This is a genomic window from Kutzneria sp. NPDC051319, assembly GCF_040682195.1.
Classification (GTDB): domain Bacteria; phylum Actinomycetota; class Actinomycetes; order Mycobacteriales; family Pseudonocardiaceae; genus Kutzneria.
Window position 1 is genome coordinate 21,150 of record NZ_JBFBAM010000034.1, and the last position, 13,699, is coordinate 34,848.

13 protein-coding genes are annotated in these 13,699 nt (G+C 70.4%); 6 read left to right on the forward strand and 7 right to left on the reverse strand.

Going from position 1 to position 13,699, the window contains the following annotated elements; translation table 11 throughout:
* Positions 1–80: 80 nt before the first annotated feature.
* Complete coding sequence (locus AB0M73_RS28730) at positions 81–917, forward strand: patatin-like phospholipase family protein (protein WP_363896674.1); 837 nt, start codon at positions 81–83, stop codon at positions 915–917.
* On the opposite strand, the gene AB0M73_RS28735 is transcribed toward AB0M73_RS28730, so the two are convergent.
* Positions 914–1,831: a DUF4037 domain-containing protein gene (locus AB0M73_RS28735; RefSeq protein WP_363896677.1), complete on the reverse strand. Its 918-nt coding sequence runs from the start codon at positions 1,829–1,831 to the stop codon at positions 914–916. The two genes, AB0M73_RS28730 and AB0M73_RS28735, sit on opposite strands and share 4 nt — an antisense overlap.
* Positions 1,828–2,577, reverse strand: coding sequence for a methyltransferase domain-containing protein (locus AB0M73_RS28740; RefSeq protein WP_363896680.1), 750 nt, complete (start codon positions 2,575–2,577; stop codon positions 1,828–1,830). The genes AB0M73_RS28735 and AB0M73_RS28740 overlap by 4 nt, the downstream gene beginning before the upstream one ends.
* Before the next feature lie 115 nt (positions 2,578–2,692).
* On the opposite strand from AB0M73_RS28740, the gene AB0M73_RS28745 reads away from it, so the two are divergent.
* Complete coding sequence (locus AB0M73_RS28745) at positions 2,693–3,214, forward strand: hypothetical protein (protein WP_363896683.1); 522 nt, start codon at positions 2,693–2,695, stop codon at positions 3,212–3,214.
* A 100-nt stretch (positions 3,215–3,314) separates the two neighbouring features.
* Here the strand turns inward: AB0M73_RS28745 and AB0M73_RS28750 are convergent, their stop codons facing one another.
* The 4 genes from AB0M73_RS28750 to AB0M73_RS28765 all read right to left on the reverse strand — a co-directional run bounded on the left by AB0M73_RS28750 (position 3,315) and on the right by AB0M73_RS28765 (position 7,000).
* Positions 3,315–4,499, reverse strand: a complete 1,185-nt coding sequence (locus AB0M73_RS28750) for an alginate lyase family protein (protein WP_363896686.1) — start codon at positions 4,497–4,499, stop codon at positions 3,315–3,317.
* A 78-nt stretch (positions 4,500–4,577) separates the two neighbouring features.
* On the reverse strand, positions 4,578–5,057 hold the full coding sequence (locus tag AB0M73_RS28755; protein ID WP_363896689.1) for a GtrA family protein: 480 nt from the start codon (positions 5,055–5,057) through the stop codon (positions 4,578–4,580).
* A gap of 53 nt (positions 5,058–5,110) precedes the next feature.
* Positions 5,111–6,319 carry an FGGY family carbohydrate kinase gene (locus AB0M73_RS28760; RefSeq protein WP_363896692.1) on the reverse strand — a complete coding sequence of 403 codons (1,209 nt, stop codon included), beginning with the start codon at positions 6,317–6,319 and terminating at the stop codon, positions 5,111–5,113.
* Between the two features lie 96 nt (positions 6,320–6,415).
* Positions 6,416–7,000 carry a hypothetical protein gene (locus AB0M73_RS28765; protein ID WP_363896695.1) on the reverse strand — a complete coding sequence of 195 codons (585 nt, stop codon included), beginning with the start codon at positions 6,998–7,000 and terminating at the stop codon, positions 6,416–6,418.
* Between the two features lie 259 nt (positions 7,001–7,259).
* On the opposite strand from AB0M73_RS28765, the gene AB0M73_RS28770 reads away from it, so the two are divergent.
* Positions 7,260–8,753, forward strand: coding sequence for a hypothetical protein (locus tag AB0M73_RS28770; RefSeq protein ID WP_363896698.1), 1,494 nt, complete (start codon positions 7,260–7,262; stop codon positions 8,751–8,753).
* A gap of 52 nt (positions 8,754–8,805) precedes the next feature.
* On the opposite strand, the gene AB0M73_RS28775 is transcribed toward AB0M73_RS28770, so the two are convergent.
* Complete coding sequence (locus tag AB0M73_RS28775) at positions 8,806–9,399, reverse strand: hypothetical protein (protein WP_363896701.1); 594 nt, start codon at positions 9,397–9,399, stop codon at positions 8,806–8,808.
* A gap of 150 nt (positions 9,400–9,549) precedes the next feature.
* Here AB0M73_RS28775 and AB0M73_RS28780 point away from each other — a divergent pair, with 150 nt between their 5' ends.
* Genes AB0M73_RS28780 through AB0M73_RS28790 form a run of 3 tightly spaced genes read left to right on the forward strand, consistent with a single transcriptional unit; the run spans position 9,550 to position 13,629 of the window.
* A complete protein-coding gene (locus tag AB0M73_RS28780; protein ID WP_363896704.1) occupies positions 9,550–10,275 on the forward strand; it encodes a response regulator transcription factor in 726 nt (241 codons plus the stop codon).
* Positions 10,253–11,740, forward strand: a complete 1,488-nt coding sequence (locus tag AB0M73_RS28785) for a HAMP domain-containing sensor histidine kinase (RefSeq protein ID WP_363896707.1) — start codon at positions 10,253–10,255, stop codon at positions 11,738–11,740. Before AB0M73_RS28780 ends, AB0M73_RS28785 begins: the two co-directional genes overlap by 23 nt.
* A gap of 41 nt (positions 11,741–11,781) precedes the next feature.
* On the forward strand, positions 11,782–13,629 hold the full coding sequence (locus AB0M73_RS28790; RefSeq protein WP_363896710.1) for a glycosyltransferase family 39 protein: 1,848 nt from the start codon (positions 11,782–11,784) through the stop codon (positions 13,627–13,629).
* Positions 13,630–13,699: the final 70 nt, after the last annotated feature.

Sequence of the window (13,699 nt, forward strand, 5' to 3'; positions counted from 1 at the left end):
GTCTCCGATGGACCAGCTCCCGGCCTGCACACCAGCCTAACCTGAACCTTGTTCGACCGAAAAAGGACAGGATCGTGGCGATGAGCAACAGTCAGCAGACCGCACTCGTCCTGGGTGGCGGCGGGCCGGTGGGGGCGTCCTGGATGGCGGCCCTGGTGCACGAGCTGGTGGCCAACGGCGTGCCGCTGGGCGAGTCGGATGTCGTGCTGGGCACCTCGGCCGGCTCGGTGGTCGGGGCCTGGCTGACGATCGAGCCGGACGGCGTCGCGACCGTGCCGAACCTGATGCGTGAGCGGGCCCAGTGGCATGCGCGCAACGCCGCCTCCCGGACCACCGCTTTCGACCCGGGCATCCGGCAGAAGCTGGGCTTCGAGAAGGTGGACCCCGAGTCGGCGCGAGGTGTCGGCCAGGCCGCGATCGCCGCGATACCACCGATTTCCGTGCACGACGCCGAGTTGATGTGGAAGCCGATGCTGCCCAAGGGCCCGTGGCCGTCGCAGCTCGGCATGGCCGCGGTGGATGCCAACACCGGCGAGGCCAGGGTGTGGTCGGCGAAGGACGATATTCCTTTGACAGTGGGGGTTTCGTGCTCCACGGCCGCTCCGGGCGCCGCGCCGCCGGTCGAGGTGGCCGGTTCGGTCTGGGTCGACGGCGGCGTGCGCTCCGGCACCAATGCCGACCTGGTCGACATCGCCCCGGGCCGCGTGCTTGTGGTGTCTCCCATGGCATCCGACCGCGTCCGGCACGAGGAGGCCATCCTGACCGAGCACGGGCACCGGGTCCGGGTCATCACCGCGACACCCTTCACCGACTCGCCGGCCGACATGCTCAACCCGCGCTTCATCGACGCCGGGGTGACCGCCGGCACGACCCAGGCTCGCGACCTGGCGGCGGACCTCCTGGCCTGGTGGAACTAGGTTCGATAGAGGGCGCGGGCGTCATCCCTTGAGGACAACGCATCCGTGCTGTCGAAGGCCTGATCGACGTTGCCGTACGGGGGAAGCCGGCGGATCTCCGGGTCGGTGATCGTGGCGAAGAGGGCGTCGGCGAAGCGTTCGGCGTGCAGCACCTGGTAGGGCCGCGTGTGGTACGGCCGGGTGGCGGGGTCGACGGGCTCGGTGAGGCCGAGTCCGTTGTGCATCGCCGCGACGGTCCGGTAGGCGGCGGCCAGGTGCTCCTCGCGGTCGTTCCATTCCGTGGCGGCGAGGGAACCCCGCAGCATGGGTGTCAGCGTTGCCGCGCAAGGTAACTGGGCGAAGGCACTGCCGAACCATTTGCTGTACGGGGCATAGCGACGCGACATCAGGAAACAGAGCCGCATGACGTCTCGAACCTGACGTGCGGCGACTACAGCGGAGCCCAACTCGTCGCCGACCTCGCCGCACCGGCCGACGAACGCCTCCTCCTGGCTGAGGCGTTTCCACTGGCAGGCCAACAGGTATCGCCACACCTCGTCGGGATACCAGGCCAGCGCGGCCCGGGCCCGGGTCAGGTCGCCCAGGTCGTCATGGAAGACCGCGCCGGCGGTGACCTCGGCCAACCCCTGGGACGAGGTGGCCAGCCAGTCGAAGAGCGTGATGCCGGCCAGGGGATCGAAGCCCAGGTGCCCACGCAGCCAGTCCCCCGGCGTGAACGCCTCGATCGGCACGGCAGCAGGATCCGGCACGAAGATCGGGACGAACGGCCCCCAGTCGTGATCCCGCGAGCGGTCAGTATCGAAACCTAGCACCTCCGAGCCGTGGCCGATGCGGGCGGCGGCATGCGGGACGCCGTGCAGCTTGGGCGCCAGCTCCGCCTCGTAGTACGCGCGAGACTCGGCCAGGCCGTTCACGGCTTGCGGACCTCGATGAGGAAACGCTTGGTGTGGGCGACGAACGGGCCTTCGGACTCGATCCGCTCGTGCAGGGCCCGCAGCTGCGGCAGGTAGCCGTCCACGGTGAATCCCGGCACGATCCAGATCACCTTGCGCAGGAAGACGATCACGGCGGCGATGTCGTGGAACTCGGCCCGCAGCGACTCCGGCTTGACCGTGACCAGCTCCAGCCCCGCCTCGGCGGCCTGGTGAGCGGCCAGCTCCGGATCACGGGAGTCGTCGATCTCCAACGGACCCATCATGGCCTCGGAGACGTCGTGCATGGAGCCGGAGCCGACCTGCTGCGACAGATAGGAGCCACCGGGACGCAGCACGCGGGCGATCTCGTCCCAGCGGATCTCGGCCGGGTGCCGGCTGACCACCAACTCAAATGAGGAATCCTCGAAGGGCAGCGGATCCAGGTTGCCGGCCTCGACCACCTCGACGCCACGGGGCTCCAGCAGCCTCCGGGCGACCGCGAGGCTGGGCGGCCAGCCCTCGGTGGCGGCGGTGCGCGGGGGCAGTTTCGTGACGGTGTTGAGCACCTCGCCACCGCCGGTCTGAACGTCCACAACGGACTCCACGGTGGCCATGCGAGAGGCGATCAGCCTGGCATAACCCCAGGACGGGCGCTGTTCGGTCGCCCGGCCCTCGAACCAGGAGAAGTCCCAGCCGTCCACCGGCGCCGACGCGCCCTCGGCGACGAGCTCATCGAAAGTGGCCACGCCCTCCAGCCTCACATGCCGGGCAAGCCGTTTTCCACGATCGGGTGGAGTTCGGCCGAAGTGGACTGCGGGCGGGTACCCCGATCAGCGGGAAACAGCGACTGGGAGGTCAACCGTGTTCAAGAAGCTTTGCGCGGGCGTGCTGGCCGGCGCGGTGTTCGTCGCCATCGGCTTCGCCGCCGCCACCGCCGCACCCGCCGACAACCACACGACCGCCGAACAGCTCACGCAGATCCAGGCCCGTCTCGACACCGCGTCCCGCAACCAGGACGTCGCCGCCGTGCGGTCCGCGTCCGACGACCTGGTCCCGGTGCTCGCGGCCGTGCACCAGGATCTCGACCGCGGCCTCGCGCCACGATCGGCCGCCGATCCGCTGGCCGCCGCCGAGCAACAGAACGCCGACCTGCGGACCGCGTTGGCGCAGAAGGACGACATCTTCGACTCGATCAAGCAGATGATCCAGAAGCTGATGGACCAGATCAAGCAGCTGCTGCAGTCGATCCTCGGCGGAGCCGGCGCGTCGCCGACCAAGCCCACGGACCCGAGCGATCCGAGCGCCCCGACGAAGCCGACCAAGCCCACCACGCCGACGCCGGCCGCGCCCGGTGGCGGCGCCCCGCCGGTGCCGGCCCGCTAGGACCCCGACGCACGTGAGTGGCTCATGTTCGTTCTGACGGCACTTGAGCCACTCACGTGGGGCCGCAGGCGAAAATGAGCCACTCACGTGACGCAGGGCGTTAGTTGGGCTGGTCGCCGTGGGTCAGGGTCTCCCAGGCGACGAACAGGATGTTGTCCCCGGCGGGGCGGTTGTTGGTGACCAACGTCTTGGTGTTGGTCATGACGTTGCCCAGCCGGTTGCCCATGGCGTTGTAGCCGACCTCGGTCACCGGGCCGAGGCCCTTGTTGACGTGGCCGCCGCACAGCCAGGACGGGACGGCCGCGCCGAGCTCGTACTGGGCCTGGAAGCCCAGCGCGTAGCGCAGGCGGGTGCCGATGTCGCCGGTGTACAGGTCGTTGCCCTGGATCCGGGAGGTCTCGGCGACGTCCGAGATGGACGCGATGCCGTAGCCGGTGTGCACGAAGTCCCGGCAGGTCTCCTGGGTCAGGCCGTTGACGAAGGTGCTCTGGCCCTGCCAGTAGCTGATGATCGCGGAGCTGCCGGACGGCCCGCCGGGCACGGTCTTGGGCAGGGCGCCGTCGGTCGACAGGTACACATACGCCGGCACGCGCAGCATGTACTTGGCCATGGCCTTGTCGTAGGAGACCTTGTCGTCGAGGAAGACCGAGATGCCGACCGCGGCCTCCATCATGGTCAGTTCCCAGTTTCCGTTGCTCTGACTGCCCTTGAGCAGCGTCGGCAGGTACACGGTGCGCAGCATCGTCTGGAACCGGGCCATGTTGGCCCAGCCGCCGCTGTAGGTGTAGCGGATGATCTCCGCCGCGCGCGGCCACACCGAGCCGGCCCAGCCGGTCTGCAGCGGGGCGTTGCTGTTGGTGTGATTGGTGATCACCCCGGACCAGGCGTCCATCAGGGAGATCGCCTTCTTGGCGTACGTGGCGTTCTGGGTGACGTACCAGGCCAACGCGTTGCCGTAGGCCGCGAGCGCGTCCTGGCGTTCGTCGGTGCAGCCGTTGTTGGGCTGCGAGTACGGCCCGCATTCCACGACCGAACGGGGATGGGCGGTCCGGCTCTGCGACAACAGTCCGTCCCGCATCATCGCCTGGTACGCCGAGGTCTGCGGCTGCGCGCCGGAATTGACCTGCGACCGCACGTAGTCGAGTTGAGCACGGCTGACCAGAACGCCGGGATGGACGAACGCGGCCGGGGCCGCACCCGCTTGCTGGCTAACGGATCCGACGACCAGCAGGGACGCGAGCACCGAGAGAACCACGAGCAGGGATGTGGACACTCGTTTCGACATGACACTCCTCGGATGGCGGCGGTGCCTGACCGAGAACTAGCAGGGGAATGTCAGTCTTAGAGGTCCAGACCACTTGTGTCAATCTTTCGCATTCTCTTTCCGGAAAACCCAGAAGCGAGCACCCACATATGTGAACAGGCCGACGCAACAGGCCGCCCCGACCCGCGCCACGGCGAAGGGCACACCGGCCGCGGCCAGACCGGTGGTGACCAGCGTGGTGAAGCCGAGATCGAGCAGGGTGATCACGGTGAACTTGGCGACCTGGCCGCCGACCGGGGCGTGCGACCGGAAGTTCACGGTGCGGTTGAGCGCGTAGTTGAGGCCGAAGGCGGCGAGATAGCCGATGGCCACGTCGACCGGCAGCGGCAGATCGGTCTGGGTCTTCAGCAGCGCCAGGATGCCCATGTCGATGAGGAACGTGAAGCTGCCGAGGATCGCGAATCCCACGAACTCGGGCGTGAGGAATCGCAGCCACGTCGGCAGCCTGGTCGCCCACGAGGTGAGCCAGGTCCCGAAGCGCTCCGCGCGCGTCTGAGGCGGGGTGATCTGTGTCGGCACGCTGTCCATCCTGCCAAGTCCGCGGCCCCCGCCGCCGGGGGTTCGCCAAAGGTTCAGCGGCTGGACCCGCTCATCCGCTCCATGTCGGCCGCGCTGAGCAGCGGATCCGGCGCCACGGTCCGCACCGGGTGACGAGTTCGGGCCGCCTCTTCGATGCCGGCCGTCAGACCAAGGGCACGGGCGGCGAGCAGGGCGGCGCCGACGGCGGCCGGCGGCTCGTCGGGGGCGATCTCCACCGGCACGCCCAGCGCGGCGGCGACGATCTCGGCCGCCATGGGCACCTTCAGCACGGCCGGGTCGACCCGCACGCGGTCGATCCGTGCGCCGGCGGCGGTCAACGCCTCCCCGGCGGCCACGAGCAGCCGTCCGAGGCCGTCGATGCGCACGGCCGGCGGCGTGTGGCCGTCGGTCAGGTCGACGCCCACGACCCACATGCCGTCGGCGAGGCGCTGCGTGAACAGCACCTCATCGGCCACGGGCTGTCGGCTCAGCACCACCAGCACGAGCCGCGAGCCCAGCCACAGCGCCGCCGTGCCGGGGGCCGTGACGCCCATGCCCAGCGCCGCTAGCGGCAGCCCGGCGGCGCCGACGACCAGCGGCAGGAGGGCCGGCAGCGCCAGCAGCTGGGCCGCCTCCGTGACGAGCGGGACCTGGGACGTGGGGTCCACCAGCGGCGGCAGCTGGGCGGCGCCGATGCCGGCCAGTTCGAGCGCCTTGGCCGACCACTCGGGCTCGGCGACCGCCAGCAGGCCGCCGGCCGAGGCGCACGAGGTGTCGGCGAGCACGCGGGCCGTCAGCCGGGAGAGCACAAAATCCTTGAGTTCACACCAACGGGCGACACGGGTGAGCAGGTCGGGCCCGTGCTCGGCGAACCACGCCAGCCGGACCAGCGGCGATCCGCCGTGCGGGGCGGCGCCGGTGGCGTGACGCAGCGTGGACCCGATCCGGCTGGCCAGCGCGTTGGTCTGCGGATCCGGCCCGGTGAACACCGGCGTCATCGGCCGGTCCAGCTCGTCCAGGCCGACCAGGGTGTCGCCGGAGCCGGCCAGCGCCATGCCGCGCACCGACAGCTGTCTGGTGGCGCACAGCTGCACGCAGCGGTCGATCGCCGCGAACACCACGTCCAGCGCCGCGTACGGATCGAGCGTGCCGCGTGGATAGCGCAGCTGCACGTGGTCGAGCACGGCCAGCCCGTCACCGAGCACGGCCACCCGGACCGATTCGGCGCCGACCTCGACCCCGAAGACCGCACCTGCCGCCATCGACGCACCTCCCGAGTCGCTCGCTGCACTCCCCATCATGGCGGTCTTCTACGCTGCGTAGTGGACGAGTTGACAGCCATGGGCGAACTGTCCGGGTCACTCCCCGGCAGGCGCGCCGCGCCACCGCCAGCCTGCCTGGTTCGGCCGTCCCGGCAACTCGACGCGGTCCGTGGCCCAGAGCAGCGCCGTCCACGGCTCGGCGTCCACGGTGACGTCCGGGAACATCCTTTCCAGCGCCCGCGCGCACACGTCGGCCGGCGGATCGAGCCGCACGCCGAGGCCGCGGGCCATGTCCTCGCCGTGCACGAGGATCTCGACGACGCCCATGCCGGCGAAGCCCTCCGGGTCGGCGACACCCGACGGATGCCAGCCTCGGGCTTCCGGGCCCAGCCGGTGCACGATGGCCGCGAGCATGCCCGCGCTGGTGACGATGAAGTCCAGGGCGTCGACGGCGGTGGCGTCGGGCAGCAGCGCCGTCTCGTAGCCGACGTAGCGGTCGGTCACGCAGCTGAGCAGCTGAGCCGCGTAGGCGAGCAGGCAGTCCCCGATGTGCTCCGCTGTGCGGTACGCGTTCAGCTCGCCGGTGCCGGTCACGGTGGACCAGTCCCGGTCGATCACGGGCTCGAAAGCGGCGTTCAGCACAGCGGCCGCGGCGTCAAGGTCTTCGGCGGTGACAGGCATAATCCACACCTTACCTAGTATTCGAGAACCTGTGCCTAAGTAATTGCCGCCAGCCTGAACGGACGCATTCGACGGGCCTTTCGGGCGTTTGTCCGCCACTGCCGCGGGCGTAGACTCGGCGGTGCATTTCCCGCCCTGTTTCCACAACCGGGAAGTATGTGTTCTCACACTCCTTCACGGAGGTTTTCCTGTGCCAGAAGAAATCGCTCCCGCCCGTTGTCCCATGCGCCACCCGAGATCCGCGGCGCAGGCGACGCCCATGGCTCCGATACTAGGCAAACCCGTTTCGAGGCGTTCCCTGCTGCGCACCGCGGGGGCGATCACCGGCGCGGTCGGCACGCTGGCACTGCTCCAGGACGGCGCGATCGTCCCGCAGCGGCTGGCGCTGGCCGACCCCGCGACACCGTTTCCGGACGTGCAGTTCGACCTGGGCCCGTTCATGCCGCCGGCCGTGACCTACGACGGCATTCCGGTCGGCATGCCGCCGGTGCACACGGTTTTTCTCACCGCCACACTGTCACGCACCCCGTCCCGCGCCGACCAGTCGCGGATGGAATCGGCGCTGCGCACCATCGAGTCGAACTACCCGTACGCCCCCGGCGGCGTTTTCACGCACGTGTCCTACAGCGACAACTACTTCGCCCGGCTGCCCGGAAGTCTGGTCGACGCCAACATGCCGCGCACGTTGTCCGGCAACCAGCCCGTGTTGAAACGCGCGGTGGCCTCCCCCACCGACGTCGCCCCCGGCGCGCACGTGTTGGAGCTGCGCCGGCCGGAGTTCAACGTGCCCCTGCGGTTGGAGAACAACGACGTCCTGTTCACGGTCAGCGGCGACGACTCGTCGTACGTCGCGGACGTGGTGAACTGGCTGTCCGGCAGCAACAAGCTGGTCGGCCGGTCCATCGCCTCACCCCGGTTCGACGCCGGCATGCGGATCACCTCGTCGCGGGCGATGTTCGTGCAGATCGGGCTGCCCCGCTACGTCGCGGCCAACGCGGGCTTCAAGTACCAGTCGTTCGTCAACTCGGACTCGTCGATGTGGATGGGCTTCCTCGACCAGCAGGTCGACGCGAGCGCGCCCGCGCAGAACGTGACCTTCGTGGGCGGCGGCGGCATACACCTGAGCAACGCCAAGGCCGGGGCGTACTTCGACAACGGCTCCGTGCAGCACCTGTCGCACAACCTGATGGACCTGGAGCAGTTCTACCTCAACGGCAACAACGCCGACGAGCCCGACGCCGACCACCGCGAGCCGTTCGACGAGCGCGTGCAGTACATGTTCCACTCGCCGCCGGTCGTCGAGCAGAACCCGAACGACCCGTTCTTCAACGGCGGCGGTCCGACCAACCTGGACATGCGGGGAGCCGTGCTGCCCAACCAGTTCCACGGGGCCGACTACGCCGAGCGCAGCGCGCAGCAGTTCCAGCGGATCGGGCACCTGTCGTCGTTGCAGCGCTCCGGCCGCACCGCCGACGGACGGCCGATCCACCAGCGCATCGACGGCCCCGGCTTCGACGCCATGGACACCACCACCGGCCGCAACACGCCGAAGCTGCAGTTCTCCGGCTTCTTCCCCAGCGCGGACTTCTTCGCCACGATGCGGTCCAACCAGTCGGCCGTCGACCTGCTGGAGAAATACGACCTCGAGGAGGAGGACCACGGGCTGGAGCGGTTCATCACCTCGACCCGGCGGCAGAACTTCCTGATCCCACCGCGCCGCCACCGCGCGTTTCCGCTGGTCGAGTTCCTCTGACGCCGAGACGGGGCGGAAGCCGGGAGGGGGACCGGCTTCCGCCCCGAGCCGCTCAGCCCTGCTGTGGCGGCGCGCCACCGGCGCGGCCGCCCATGGCCTGCTGGTCGCTGATCGACGTCGCGGCCCCGGTGTCGCCGGACAGCTTGGCGATGATCGTCACCGTGGTCCCGGTCTTGAGGTCGCTGACCTGCTCGCTGCCCTGGTCGACCACCGTGGACGAGTCGATCGTGTACGTCTGCGTGTAGCCGTCGACGCTCTTGGCGGTGATCGAGGTGGCGCTGACGGCCGTGATCTGCCCGGTCTGCATGCGCTCCGTGACGTAGCTGCCGTTGTCCTGGACCGTGAAGTCGCCGTGCAGGGCGGAGAACAGCCCGCCCATGCCGCCGGGACCGCCGCCACGGGCGCCGCCGCCGCCGAAACCGCCGCCGCCACCGGCCCCGAAGCCGCCGGCTCCTTGCGTGGAGGCGCTGGCGGTGCCGACCAGCTGGGAGATGCCGTAGCCGCCGCCCGCGGCCACCACGACGGCGACCGCGACCACGGCTGCGGTCTTGCCGGCCGACCACCGCTTGGGCTGCTCGGGGGCCGGCTGCGGCGCGGCACCCCAGACCGGCTCGGGGCCGCCTTCGGCGGGCTGTTGGGTGTCCATCGTCGTCCTCCTGCGTTCGGGCTGGTGTGACTGCCACCCTGACCACCGGCCCTGTGCACCAGCTGTGCGCACTGTGCGCACATCCTGTGAGCAAGCCGCACAGGTGATACACAGGAACCGCTCAGGAGACGCAAAGAAGCCGGCCACAGGATGGAGGCCATGAACGGCGAACTCAGGCGCGCGGACGGCAGCCAGCTGCGGGTGCTCGTGGTGGACGACGAGACGGCCCTCGCGGAACTGGTGAGCATGGCTCTGCGCTACGAGGGGTGGGCGGTGCGCTGCGCCGCGGACGGGGTCAGTGCCGTCCGTGAGGCCAAGCAGTTCCGCCCGGACGCCGTGGTGCTGGACATCATGCTGCCCGACATGGACGGCCTCGAGGTGCTGCGCCGGGTGCGGCTGGAGCAGCCCGAGGTGCCGGTGTTGTTCCTGACGGCCAAGGACGCCGTCGAGGACCGCATCGCCGGGCTGACCGTGGGCGGCGACGACTACGTGACCAAGCCGTTCAGCGTGGAGGAGCTGGTGCTGCGGGTGCGGTCGCTGCTGCGCCGCTCCAACTCGGTGGCCTCGGCGACGAGCTCGCAGCTGGTGGTGGGCGAGCTGACCCTGGACGAGGACAGCCGCGAGGTGCGCCGGGGCGGCACGGAGATCCAGCTGACGGCGACCGAGTTCGAGCTGCTGCGCTACCTGATGCGCAACCCGCGCCGCGTGCTGAGCAAGGCCCAGATCCTGGACCGGGTGTGGGAGTACGACTTCGGCGGCCAAGCCAACATCGTCGAGCTGTACATCTCCTACCTGCGCAAGAAGATCGACGCCGGCCGGGAACCGATGATCCACACCATGCGCGGCGCCGGTTATGTCCTCCGCCCCACGGGCTGACCGCAGACGCTGGACGCTGCGACGCAAGCTGGTCGTGGCGGTCGTCCTGCTGCTCACGGTGGTGTCGCTGGCCATCGGCCTGATCGGCGAGGTGTTCATCCGGCAGACCCTGGTGGCCCAGCTCGACAACCAGCTCAGGGACGCCGCCAGCCGCAGCCACGCCCCGGACGACCACGGCGGTCCCTTCGGCGGCCCGGCCCAGAACCAGGACCGGTGCGGCAAGGGCTCGCCGCCGGACGTGCTGCCGCCGGGGCTGGGTCCCGGCTCGATCGGCGCGATCACCGGCGGCGGGTTCTCGGGCCACGGCATCGTGCTGGACAAGGACATCTGCCCGCAGGCGCTGGATTCCGACACCTTGGCCGTGCTGGCGCACGTGCCGGCCAACGGCCTGCCGGTCACGATGAGCCTGCCCGGTCGCGGCGACTACCAGCTGATCTCGTCCACGTCACAGGGCCGCACCACGGTCACCGGCCTTCCGCTGTCCAATGTGGACAGCACGCTGGACAGCATCAACATCGCGCTGCTGGCCATCGCGGCCACCGGGCTGGTGGTCGCGGCCACCGCCGGCGCGGTGATCATCCGGGCCGCGCTGCGGCCGCTGGACCGGGTGGCCGCGACCGCGACCCGGGTCGGCGACCTGCCGCTGGATCGCGGCGAAGTCGCCTTGTCGGTACGGGTTCCCGACGAGGACACCGATCCCCGCACCGAGGTGGGCAAGGTCGGCGCGGCGCTGAACCGGATGCTCGGGCACGTCGCCTCGGCGCTGAACGTCCGCCAGGACAGCGAGACCCGGGTCCGGCAGTTCGTCGCCGACGCCAGCCACGAACTGCGCACTCCCCTGGCCTCCATTCGCGGTTACGCCGAACTGGCCGGGCGGTATTCGGGCGAGGTGCCGCCGGACGTGTCGCACGCGATGCGGCGGATCCAGTCCGAGTCGATCCGAATGACCTCGCTGGTCGAGGAACTGTTGCTGCTGGCCCGGTTGGACGCGGGACGGCCGTTGGCGTCCGAACCCGTCGACCTGTCGCGGTTGGTGGTCGACGCCGTCAGCGATGCCCGGGTGACGAGCCGGGATCACCGGTGGCAGCTGGAGATTCCCGGTGAGCCCGTGACCGTGCTGGGCGATGGCCAGGCGCTGCACCAGGTTCTGCTCAACCTGCTGGGCAACGCCCGGGCCCACACGCCGCCGGGAACGACCGTTGTCACGGGCATCGTGGCGGGCGACCCCGGCGAGGTGGTGCTCACCGTTTCCGACGATGGTCCGGGGATTCCCGTTGCGCTGCAACCGGAAGTGTTCGAGCGGTTCGCCCGTGGCGACGGCTCGCGGTCCCGGGCGTCCGGGGGAACCGGGCTCGGACTGTCGATCGTCGCCGCCATCGTCTCCGCGCACGGCGGCGAGGTCGCCCTGGACAGCCGGTCGGGACGGACGGTGTTCACGGTGCGGCTCACAGCTGCCGCACAGTGATCCCACACAGGCGGCACAGCGCCTCCCCGGAGGCTGAGGCCATGACTTCGACGATGACCCGGCCGGTGGCCACGCCGGCGGCCGACGCTCCCGGAAGGCCCGGCTGGCAGCGGCCGGCGCTGGTGTTGCTGCTGCTGGGCACCGCCGTGCTGTACCTGTGGGACCTCAGCGCCTCGGGCTACGCCAACGACTTCTACGCCCAGGCGGCGCTGGCCGGCAGCCAGAACTGGGAGGCGCTGCTGTTCGGGTCGCTGGACCCCGGCAACATCATCACCGTCGACAAGCCGCCCGCGGCGCTGTGGATCATGGGGCTGTCGGCCCGGATCTTCGGCTTCAGCTCGTGGAGCCTGCTTGCGCCGCAGGCCGTCGAGGGCGTGCTGTCGGTGTGGCTGCTGTACGCCGCCGTGCGCCGCCGGTTCGGCGCCGGGGCCGGTCTGACCGCCGGCGCGGCGCTGGCCCTGACGCCCGTCGCCGTGCTGATGTTCCGCTTCGACAACCCGGACGCGTTGCTGGTGCTGCTGATGACCGCCGGCGCCTACTGCGTGGTGCGGGCGACGGAGAAGGCCAGCTTCCGGTGGCTGGCGTTGGCCGGGGTGGCGATCGGCTTCGCCTTCCTGACCAAGATGTTGCAGGGCTTCGTGGTGCTGCCGGCCTTCGGCCTGATGTACCTCGTCGCCGCCCCGACGACGTTGTGGCGTCGGGTGGTGCACCTCGGCGGCGCGCTGCTGGCGGTGATCGTGTCGGCCGGGTGGTACGTGGCGCTGGTCGACCTGTGGCCGGCGTCCTCGCGGCCGTACATCGGCGGGTCGACCGGCAACAGCCTGCTGGAGTTGGCGTTGGGCTACAACGGCCTCGGCCGGATCTTCGGCGGCTCCGGCAACGGGGGCGGCGGCGGTTTCGGCGGCGGCGGTGGCGGGGCCGGTGGCGGGAACCTGTCGTTCGGCGGCACCGCCGGCATCACCCGCATGTTCGGGCAGGCCTTCGGCACCGAGGTCTCCTGGCTGCTGCCCGCCGCCCTCCTCGCCCTGGTCGCCGGCCTGTGGTTCACGCGCCGGGCGCCCCGCACCGACCAGACCCGGGCGGCCCTGATCCTGTGGGGCGGCTGGCTTCTCGTCACCGGGCTGGTGTTCAGCTTCATGAGCGGCACGATCCACCCGTACTACTCGGTCGCCCTGGCCCCGGCCATCGGCGCCCTCATCGGCATCGGCGGCCGCCAACTCTGGCGCGGCCGGGCCAAGTTCTCGGTGCGGGCCTGGCTGTCGGCCATGATCGCCGTCACCGGCGCGTGGGACTTCGTGCTCCTGTCCGAGAACTCCACCTGGCTGCCCTGGCTGCGCTGGGTGGTCCTCGTCGCCGGCGTCGCCGTGGCCGCGCTGGTCCTGTTGCAGGGCAACCAATTCCGCCGCCTCATCCTCGTCGCGACGATCACCGGCCTGCTCGGCGTCGGCGCCTTCGGCATCGCCACCGCGGCCACGCCCCACACCGGTTCCATCCCCGTCTCCGGCCCCACCAGTAGCGGCGGCGGTGGTGGCGGCGGATTCGGCGGCGGTTCCGACCAGGCCGACTCCGCCCTCGTCACCCTGCTCCAGGCCACGACCACCGAGTGGGCCGCCGCGACCGACGGCTCGATGTCCTCGGCCCCGCTCGCCCTGGCCAGCGGCAAGTCGGTGATGGCCATCGGTGGCTTCAACGGCGGCGACCCCGCCCCCACCCTGGCCCGGTTCCAGCAGTACGTCGCCGAAGGCAAGATCGGCTACTACGTCTCCGGCGGCCGGGGCGGCGGCGGTGGCTTCGGCGGCTCCAGCGACATCGCCACCTGGGTCGCCGCCCACTACAAGGCCCAGACGGTCGGCGGCACCACGGTGTACGACCTGCGGACCGGCTCCTGAACAGTGCGTTAACTCGGTCCACAGTGGACAGCGAGAGCGGCTCGATTCACAGGCTGGGGACCGTTCTGTG